This window comes from Enterococcus canis NBRC 100695 (genome assembly GCF_001544375.1).
Lineage (GTDB): Bacteria > Bacillota > Bacilli > Lactobacillales > Enterococcaceae > Enterococcus_H > Enterococcus_H canis.
In genome coordinates this window covers 1-7,335 of record NZ_BCQJ01000022.1, presented here as the reverse complement: position 1 = coordinate 7,335, position 7,335 = coordinate 1, and the positions used below count along the sequence as shown (strand labels likewise).

The 7,335-nt window shown below is 34.3% G+C and carries 5 protein-coding genes and 3 pseudogenes; 6 read left to right on the top strand and 2 right to left on the bottom strand.

Annotated features, from left to right (window positions below; all coding sequences use genetic code 11):
- From ECA01S_RS14645 to ECA01S_RS13475, 5 genes and pseudogenes are all read left to right on the top strand, one after another.
- Positions 1-127: pseudogene (locus ECA01S_RS14645) on the top strand (PTS mannose transporter subunit IIAB); the annotation flags it as partial.
- A gap of 550 nt (positions 128-677) precedes the next feature.
- Positions 678-1,487, top strand: coding sequence for a PTS mannose/fructose/sorbose/N-acetylgalactosamine transporter subunit IIC (locus ECA01S_RS13490; protein ID WP_010746342.1), 810 nt, complete (start codon positions 678-680; stop codon positions 1,485-1,487).
- The gene (locus ECA01S_RS13485; RefSeq protein ID WP_143139631.1) at positions 1,477-2,289 is read left to right on the top strand and encodes a PTS system mannose/fructose/sorbose family transporter subunit IID; all 813 of its coding nucleotides are present in this window, start codon (positions 1,477-1,479) and stop codon (positions 2,287-2,289) included. The genes ECA01S_RS13490 and ECA01S_RS13485 overlap by 11 nt, the downstream gene beginning before the upstream one ends.
- Positions 2,290-2,352: 63 nt before the next feature.
- Positions 2,353-3,816 (top strand): manganese-dependent arylsulfatase, encoded by a 1,464-nt coding sequence (locus ECA01S_RS13480; RefSeq protein ID WP_010746340.1) that lies wholly within the window; start codon positions 2,353-2,355, stop codon positions 3,814-3,816.
- A 1-nt stretch (position 3,817) separates the two neighbouring features.
- Entirely contained in the window at positions 3,818-4,669 is an 852-nt protein-coding gene (locus tag ECA01S_RS13475; protein WP_010746339.1) for a formylglycine-generating enzyme family protein, read from the top strand.
- A 232-nt stretch (positions 4,670-4,901) separates the two neighbouring features.
- Here the strand turns inward: ECA01S_RS13475 and ECA01S_RS14890 are convergent.
- Both ECA01S_RS14890 and ECA01S_RS14885 read right to left on the bottom strand, forming a co-directional pair.
- A pseudogene (locus tag ECA01S_RS14890) lies at positions 4,902-5,114 on the bottom strand (transposase); the annotation flags it as partial.
- Between the two features lie 137 nt (positions 5,115-5,251).
- On the bottom strand, positions 5,252-5,515 hold the full coding sequence (locus tag ECA01S_RS14885; protein WP_281176666.1) for a transposase: 264 nt from the start codon (positions 5,513-5,515) through the stop codon (positions 5,252-5,254).
- A gap of 601 nt (positions 5,516-6,116) precedes the next feature.
- Between ECA01S_RS14885 and ECA01S_RS14880 the strand changes: the two are divergent.
- A pseudogene (locus ECA01S_RS14880) lies at positions 6,117-6,326 on the top strand (replication initiation factor domain-containing protein); the annotation flags it as partial.
- Positions 6,327-7,335 lie beyond the last annotated feature (1,009 nt).

Below are 7,335 nucleotides of genomic sequence, written 5' to 3'. Positions count from 1 at the left end.
ATCGATTAATGTTGTGGATCAGGATGTTGAAGTTTTTAAACAATTGAATGAAAGAGGCGTTCGTTTAATTGCCCAAATGGTTCCAAGTGATAAAGCAGACGACTTTATGTCTTTGTTAATTAAATAATAAATATTTAGGTGAATTGAGCTAGTTACAGTGCTCCTTGTGAAGAGCCAGAAAACGCATTGAGATGATTATGAGATATAAGGCGTATACAGTGAGATCACCCCTAACTTCCGACAGATTCAAAACAAATGTGAATAATGTAGTGTCAAAAATGTTTTTTTCAATTTGTTGTAAAAGTTGGAGTAGGATGTGTCTTTATACGGAGGATTTTTCACTGTTGATGACTGTATTATAGGATAAGAAACTGCTTGTGGATATCGATGTCACAACGATTAGTGCACACGATTTTTAATATTGTGTAAAACCTCTTCTATAATTTTTAAAAGAACTGTGCAAGGATCACCGTTAGCCATATTTGAAAACTTAAACTACACATGCAATTATTCAAGACCGAAAGGTGGTGTTCCATATTTATTTCTCTTTTTTCAATTTGTTAGTGTGTAGGGGGTTCTTCAAGAAAGTTTACTACAAAAACAAAGTTCTGCTAGCAATACAACACTTTTTTACTCGGTGTTGTGCCTAAGCGGAGTCACGAAAGGAATGACTAATCATGAATGATATTTCTGTGCTTCAAATTTTTCTTTTAATTGTTCTAGCTATGTTAGGTGGGATAGACCCATACATTTCTGGGTTACAGTTAAGTAAACCTGCAATTGCCGGTTTTTTAGCAGGTGTTATAATGGGAGATATTAAAACAGGTTTATTAGTAGGAGCAACATTACAATTAATGGTTTTAGGTGTAGGAACATTTGGAGGATCCTCCATACCGGATTTTGGTACAGGAGCAATAATTGGAACAGCGTTAGGTGTTGTTAGCGGGAAAGGAATTGAATTTGCAATAGGTATTTCTGTTCCAGTAGGATTATTACTGGTTCAATTGGATATTTTAGCTCGTTTTTGTGGAGTATATTTTTTGCATCGTGTGGATAAACACATTGAGGAAGAAAATTTTCACAAGATTAGTTTCGAAGCATGGTTGAGTTTAATTCCTATTGCGTTATCTCGGGCAATACCAGTAGGCTTGTGTTTAATTTTTGGTAATGAAGTAGTTAACACAGTATTAAATTATGCACCGGATTGGCTTATGGGGGGATTAAAATTAGCAGGAGCGGTACTGCCAGTTGTTGGGATAGCTATTTTATTACATTATTTACCAATTAAAAAATTCTTTGGTTTTTTAATTATTGGATACGTTTTAGCTGCCTATTTTAAAATTCCAATGATGGGAATTTCTTTTGTTGGCTTAGCGGCTGCACTTATTCATTATAAAAAATTACAGGATGGTCATCTTTTAGAATCAAAATTAGTTGCAAATAATTATACAGATATTAATGGGGAGGTTGAAGATGATGAAGTCTGATGTTAGTAAATTAAGCACTGAAGATTTAAGGAAAGTTAGTTTAAGATACATGTTCGGTGCTCAATTAGGCTGGAACTATGAACGAATGATGAATGTTGCCTATGTTCGAGCAATATATCCAGCTTTAAAAAAATTATATAAAGACAAAAAGGAACTAAAAACTGTATTACAATCAGAAATGCAATTTTATAATACTAGTCCATTTTTAAGTGCGTTTATCATTGGGATTGATTTAGCACTACAAGCAGAAGACGGAAGTAAATCAAAAGATGCTGTAGCAGCAATTAAAACAAGTATGATGGGGCCATTTGCAGCTGTAGGGGATTCATTGTTTGGCGCGGTAATCCCAACAATTTTTGGGTCATTAGCTGCTTATATGGGATTAGAAGGGAATCCCTTAGGTGTACTACTGTGGTTAATTGTGGCTGTTATCATATTAGGTTTGAGATATTTTGAGTTGCCAATCGCTTTTAGGCAAGGGAAAAAATTGGTGTCTAGTTTAGGTGGTTTATTGAAAGATTTAACTGAATCAGCAACTTTGCTGGGTATAGTAGTAGTAGGTGGACTAATTCCTAGTGTAATAAAAGTCGGGGTTCCATTTAAGTTAGTCATTGGGGATAAAGAGTTATCCTTTCAAACAGAAATGTTAGATCCTATCATGCCTGCTATAGTACCAGTTGCTTTAGTATTATTAGCGTATTATTTGTTGAGTAAAAAAAGCCTCAATTCGAATAAAGTTATTTGGATATTCTTAGTTTTATCAATACTATTGCATACTTTAAATATTTTGTCAGTTTTATAATAGATTTAAATTAATAAGGCTATTCATCAAGTATTCATTATTAATTACTGGAGGTCCCTCAATATGGAAAAAAATCAACCGAATGTTGTTTTAATTGTGGTAGATCAAATGCGAGCAGATGCATTATCTTTGAATAGCCATGATAAGTTTATTAGTACACCTACATTAGATATGATGGCTAGCCAAGGATATAATTTTGAAAACTGTTATTCTCCAGTTCCAAGTTGTGTGCCTGCAAGAGCAGCATTGTTATCAGGTTTAGACCCAGAAAATTCAGGAAGAGTTGGTTATGAAGACGAAGTCCCATGGAATTTCACTAAAACACTTCCAAACACTTTCAAAGAGTATGGGTATCAAACCGAATGTATCGGGAAAATGCATGTATACCCTTCAAGAAAGCGTTTAGGATTTGATCATGTATTATTACATGATGGCTATCTTCATGTTGATCGGAAATATGATAAACGTTACGGAGAACAATTTGAATATTCTAGTGACTATTTGATGTTTTTAAAAGAAGGTTTAGGCTCAGAGGCAGACCTGATTGATGATGGCTTAAATTGTAATTCATGGGAAGCACGTCCTTGGATATACCCAGAAAAGTTTCATCCAACGAATTGGGTAGTTACAGAAGGGATAAAATTTTTACGAAGAAAAGATCCAACTGTACCATTTTTCTTAAAACTTTCATTTGAGAAACCCCATGCTCCGTTAAACCCACCTAAATATTATTTTGATATGTATATGGATAGATTGGCGGAGACTACGGATTTGCACATTGGTAATTGGGAGGAATTGGAGCCTATTGTTCCAGATATCACTGCTTTAAAGGGAAAATTGAAAAAAGATGATCAAAAAAGAATGCTCGCTGGATATTATGGGCTCATTTCTCATATTGATCATCAGATTAATCGTTTTTTAATGGCGTTAAAAGAATTTAGACATGATAAGGATACAATCATTTGGTTTATTTCAGACCATGGAGATCAGTTAGGAGAACATTACCTATTTAGAAAGGGCTATCCTTATCAAGGAAGTATCCGCATTCCGTCGTTTATTTATGACCCAGGAGATTTAATTGCGGCTAAGAACCATACAATAAAAGAGCTTGTAAAAATACAAGATATATTTCCTTCACTGCTTGATTTGTCATTAGGTCGATTTGTAGATACTGACGGTAAAAGTGTTAAGCAACTACTTTTTGGGAATTATGAAGGATGGCGACAAGAAATTCATGGAGAACACAGTTTGGGAGTAAATTCTAGCCAATATATATTAACGAAACAATGGAAATTTATTTGGTTTCCCGTAAAAGATACGTATCAATTGTTTAATATGATAGATGATCCAAATGAAATGGAAAACCTGTACGATGATGAAAAATATGCAGCCGTTATTCATGAAATGAAACATAAATTAATAGGGTATTTATGGGATAGAGAAGAGGGTTTTGTCAAAGATGGGCATTTAACTCAAGTAGAAGTATCAAGTATTGTTTCAACTTTAAAGGAAAGACAGGCAAAGTAATATGAACTTTGTAGATATAGAAGGTAATCAATTCTTTATGGGGAGTACTAAATCAGAGGAAGGATTTCTTGAAGATTACGAATATCCGCCAAAGAAGGTTATAGTAAATGATTTTCAGATTTGTGATACACCAATTACAAATAAAGAATTTCAACTTTTTGTGAAGGAAACGAATTATGTAACTGTTGCAGAGAGGCAAGGGTATTCATTCGTCTTTGAAAAATTAATTTTGGAAAAAGATAAGCAAGAGTATCCATACGTAATGGGAATGCCTTGGTGGAGAAAAGTTACAGGGGCTAATTGGGCCCATCCGTATGGGGCTCACAGTGACCTTTTAGGTATAGAAAATCATCCAGTAGTCCATGTTTCTTTGATTGATGCACTAGAGTTTTGCAACTGGGCCAATACAAGTTTACCGACAGAGTCTCAGTGGGAATTTGCAGCAAGAGCAGGAACAAAATCTATTTTCACATGGGGAGATTCTTTAACTGAGGGAGATAGGTATCATGCAAATACGTGGCAAGGGGAATTCCCAATTAAAAATACTAAAATGGATGGATACCTTGGCACAGCACCAGTATATACTTATGAACCCAATAATTGGGATTTGTATCAGATGATTGGAAATGTATGGGAGTGGTGCAGAAATCCTCGATACGCCATGCTAGATGAATTTAATGTTAATTCATTTAATATTGAGGATAAGAATTCATTATCAGGTGAATATGCTATAAGAGGGGGATCTTTTCTATGCCACTGTTCCTACTGTAACAGATACAGAGTAGCCGCCAGAAATGGAACAGATTTTATGTCTACGAGTAGTCATTTAGGGTTTCGATGTATCCGAGAATAGTTTGATTTATAGAAGTACGTTCATCAGTAGATTGAATTTATAACCCCATTCATCCTGAATGGAAGGCAGTGTGATTTTCATTAATTACGGAAGGGAAATGATTTGCGTTTCCCTTTTTCTTTTGTTTTTCTTCGCTCAAGTGATGGCGCAAAGATGCTGTTGAATGGGGCTCTTTGTCAAATAGGACTGACAGAGTGAGATAAGAACATCTAAGTAAAATTCCTTTTCTGCTTTAGATGTTTTTTGATTCATAGGTAATCAGATTATTTATTAAGAAAATTCTGGTCTTCATTTTCCGAAAACTTCGAAATCCATAAGCGACTCGTTTCAATGCTTTGATGTGGGCATGCAGCTTTTCTATTTTGGCGTTTGAATAAGGCAATTCTAGGACTAAACGAATGCCGGATTCATAGTTTATAAAAACTTTTTTATATGATGCAGTTCTTTTGGAACGGAATTGGGCATCGTTCTTACAAGTTTAAAGAAAGTGTCCGCCTCTATGTCGTGGAACGCTTGAAGAATTCCTTGATAGTAAAAATAGGCGATTCGTAATTCGGCAGAGATCCACCACTTCACTTTCGGTTAGATACGTCCGACCAAATTGCGCCATTTTATCCATTTGTCATAAACAAGCGTGTCCTGTCGTTTGGTCAGAAGTCGAGACAACGCCTTTAATTGTCGATAACGTTTGGCTTGTATTGGATTATTTCGACCAAAGTTTTTCATGATTCGTACTCGAATATCCTCAAAATTGCGAATGAGATGTTTGACAATGTGAAAACGATCTATAACGAGTGTTGCCTTTGGAAAACATTCTTTTATCAGAGAGACATAAGAAACATTCATGTCCGTCATAATGGCCTTTACCTTCAATCGTGCACGTTGCTCAAATTACATAAAATAAGAAACGAGGGCTTTATTCTTCTAGTATCGCCATCCAGACAAGAAAAGGAATAGGGGCCGACTTGATTCTTCAATGAACGAAATTCATCCATTAATAAACAATGCGGTAACTAATTTCTTTTTACTTTTGTCATGGGGATCAGAGAAACGAGTACCCGAGAAATGGTAGATCAAGAAACGCCGCAATGCTTAGCAATTGTCGTCATTGCTTGTATTTCAGTCAATTCCTCCAACATTTTATAGCGCACTTGTTTTGTGATAAAGCAGTTTCTATCGATAATGTAGGTATTCGCCGTAAATAGGTGTGACAACCACGACAGTAGTAGCGTTGGTTCACTAAGGCAAGATAAGACTGTTGATTCGCACATTTATTAAGCTGGATGAGATATTTTGTGCAGAGGGCTAATAAAATTACCTCAAGAATAGCTAAGCATGAACTTTTAAAGAAGATGTTTTTTCCACTATTGCAGGAGTTGTTAGATTTATTACTCCAGTGAATAAACATAAGAAAGATTCAAATCGTTAGAGAAGGCCCTTAGTAGATTGGTGGAGAAAGTACTTAGAAAATGAAGAAGCTACTAAGTTAGAAATTACACGAAAAAATCCAACACTTCAACAAACTGAGCGTTGGATTGAGACAGCTGTTAACCGTTCCTTAGCAAAATTGATGTTAGCTTGGACTGAAGCGTATGGAGAGAAAACGGACTATATTATAGAAATATTTGGAATCTGGAGAAGAGAAAATAACAGATAGAGCGGAAGTTGAATAATATGTCCGTGAACAACGAAGTCAAAATATTTGGGGTTAAGGTATGGAAAATCATTTTTTGAAAAGGAAAAGAGATTCTTTTAAAATATGTATTGTTTGTAAACTTTTGATGTATTTAAATTGGGTATTAATTCTAATACTAATTTCAGGAAGATTTTTACTATTAACTAAATACGTATGTTATAGCAGCACCGTAATAAAAATATTATTTAAAGGTGTGTGTTCTAACATGCAAAATGTAAAAGAAAATAGTAATATAAAATTATAAAAATTGCTGGCGATTCAATGCTTCTCTTATTTTTTAGTGAGCAATAAGAGAGTTCAAGAAAACCAGAAGTACTTGATACAAAAAGCGAAACATAATAAAGTTTTATTTGGAAGGGATTACATTGCGAGCTATAAGGTAGGGGAATAGTATGGTAACTGAAAAAGATATAGGTTTATATGTTATGTTGGCGATGAAAAATTTATATTTTACAAACATTCAAACAGAATGCTTCTAAAGTACAAAGACTTTTAAAAAGCATGAGTGCAGAGGAAGTTAAATTAAAATTAGCAAAAAAGAAAGTTAAAAACAAGTATTAAATATGAGGAAATTAGTGAATAGTCTTTTTAGCAATTAAAGAGGTTGCTAAGTTAGAATTGTACGTAAAAACTACGTTCCAACAAATTGATCGGTTGGGTTGAGACATCTGTTAATCCTTTCTTGCAAAATTGATGTTAGTTTGGCTAGAAGCAATGGAGAGAAAACGGCATGTCATGTAATATATTGTAAAAATATTTAGAATCTGGGGAAGAGAAAGATGATTACAAAGTATTAAATTATTGATATAAAACTAGTGGCTGAAGTATTTTTTGATGGCGCTTGTTTTTTAGAGTACAATAGAAAGACAAACTATATTCAGTTAAGTACAAAATGATTGAATAACATAGTTTGGAGGTAGTTTGAAGTCATGACAAAGAAACCCTAGGCAAAGGAAATTTTTGAGAGAAT

What these genes read in the sequence shown, in the direction of transcription:
- ECA01S_RS13490 (WP_010746342.1), top strand. Translation starts at nt 678, where the DNA reads ATGAATGATATTTCTGTGCTTCAAATTTTTCTTTTAATTGTTCTAGCT.
- ECA01S_RS13485 (WP_143139631.1), top strand. Translation starts at nt 1,477, where the DNA reads ATGAAGTCTGATGTTAGTAAATTAAGCACTGAAGATTTAAGGAAAGTT.
- ECA01S_RS13480 (WP_010746340.1), top strand. Translation starts at nt 2,353, where the DNA reads ATGGAAAAAAATCAACCGAATGTTGTTTTAATTGTGGTAGATCAAATG.
- ECA01S_RS13475 (WP_010746339.1), top strand. Translation starts at nt 3,818, where the DNA reads ATGAACTTTGTAGATATAGAAGGTAATCAATTCTTTATGGGGAGTACT.
- ECA01S_RS14885 (WP_281176666.1), bottom strand. Translation starts at nt 5,515, where the DNA reads ATGAATGTTTCTTATGTCTCTCTGATAAAAGAATGTTTTCCAAAGGCA.